Below are 1,680 nucleotides of genomic sequence, written 5' to 3'. Positions count from 1 at the left end.
CCGCAAGGTCGCGGGCGCAGGCCACGGCGGCGCCCAGGGCCGCGGCGGCGTTTTCGGCTGTGATGGTTCGGTAAGGCATGGCGCTATTGTAACCGTGCACCGCGCGGGGAATGCGCTAGAATGGCGCCCATGCAGAAGAACATCTTGAAATACTCGGCCCTCGTGTTCGCGGGCGGCGCCAGCTACGGCGTCATGGCCACCACGGTGAAGTTCGCGCTCGCGGACGGCTTCCAATGGACGCAGGTCGCGGCGAGCCAGCCGCTGTTCGGCACGCTCCTGTTCGCCGTGGCGCTGGCGGTGCTGGCGCTTGCGGGCAAGCGTCCCGTGCGCCTCTCCCCGCGCGGCGTGCTGCGCCTGCTGGGACTCGGCCTGACCACGTGCACCACCTGCGTGCTGTACAACTTCGCGCTCACGAAGCTGTCCGTGGCCGTGGCCATCACGCTCTTGTTCCAGTTCACCTGGATCGGCGTGATCATCCAGATCGTCGTCACGCGCCGCCGCCCGAACACGGCCGAGCTCGCGGCGGCCGCCATCATCCTGGGCGGCACACTGCTCGCCAGCGGGCTGTTCTCGGAGGAGGCGGGCGCCATGGACCCCCTCGGCGTGGCGTGCGGGCTGCTCTCGGCCGTGAGCACGGCGCTGTTCATGTTCCTGTCGGGGCGCATCGGCGTGGACCTGCCGCCCATCCAACGCGGCCTGTTCGTGTGCCTGGGCGCGTGCATCCTCGGCTTCGCCGTGTGCCCTGGCTACTTCACCAGCGGCGCACTGCAGGCGGGCATCTGGAAGTACGGCCTCGTGCTGGGTGCGTTCGGCCTGCTCATCCCTGTGGTGCTGTTCGGCATCGGCACCCCGCACCTGCCTACCGGCCTGTCCACCATCATGGCGTCTTCGGAGCTGCCCTGCGGCATCCTCATCTCGGTGTTCGTGCTGGGCGAGCCCGTGAGCACCCTGCAGGCCGCAGGCGTCGTCGTCATCCTGGCCGGCGTGGTGGTGTCCCAGCTGCCGAACCTGCTCCCCGCCAAGACCGGCGTTCCGGAAGATGCCCGATAACAGAGCATGGGAGCACCGGCGGCTTTCGCGGGCGTCCAAGCATTGCATGAGGCAATGCCCCCCCCCGGCGGCCAGTTCCGCATGAAAGATGCCGAGCTCCCCAAGGCATTCAGACGAGCCGCCGGTTGCCAATCCTTCGCATGAAACAGAAAACCCGACTCCACGAGGGTAGCCGGGTTGCAAGGGTGGTGCCCCCAACGGGAATCGAACCCGTGTCTCAGCCTTGAAAGGGCCGCGTCCTGACCTCTAGACTATGGGGACGAAGGCGTTTTCCGCCAAGGAAAACAGCCTGAACATTATTGCAAAGCCCGCGCGGCAATGCAAGGGTGAATTTTTCAGGCATCGAAGCACCGAGCGCTGATGGCGCTCCCGGCGCACGGTGGTGCCTTCCGAGTTCCCGTGCGCCGGAGTGCCGCCAGCGACCAGTTTACCGGACGGCCGGGCGCGCACCTTTCCGTTCGCCGTCCGTCACGAATCCGTAACCATCGGGCGATCCGCCTTCGGAAGGGTTCCACTCGTTCCGTGAATCCGGGTGCCGGCGGACCGGGAAATCGCCCACAAGCGGGGGCGTTGCGGTATGATGGAGGCATGGACAACGACAAGGCGGCTCGGCCGCAACCCCCAATCGAT

At 67.0% G+C, this 1,680-nt stretch carries 1 protein-coding gene and 1 tRNA gene; one reads left to right on the top strand and one right to left on the bottom strand.

Annotated features, from left to right (window positions below):
- Window positions 1-129 precede the first annotated feature (129 nt).
- Window positions 130-1,050, top strand: a complete 921-nt coding sequence (locus GPA_RS10475; protein WP_231847630.1) for an EamA family transporter — start codon at window positions 130-132, stop codon at window positions 1,048-1,050.
- Between the two features lie 186 nt (window positions 1,051-1,236).
- Here the strand turns inward: GPA_RS10475 and GPA_RS10470 are convergent.
- Window positions 1,237-1,311: transfer RNA gene (locus GPA_RS10470), tRNA-Glu, on the bottom strand.
- Window positions 1,312-1,680 lie beyond the last annotated feature (369 nt).

Source organism: Gordonibacter pamelaeae 7-10-1-b, from assembly GCF_000210055.1.
Classification (GTDB): Bacteria; Actinomycetota; Coriobacteriia; order Coriobacteriales; family Eggerthellaceae; genus Gordonibacter; species Gordonibacter pamelaeae.
This window is presented reverse-complemented; position numbering and strand designations above follow the sequence as displayed.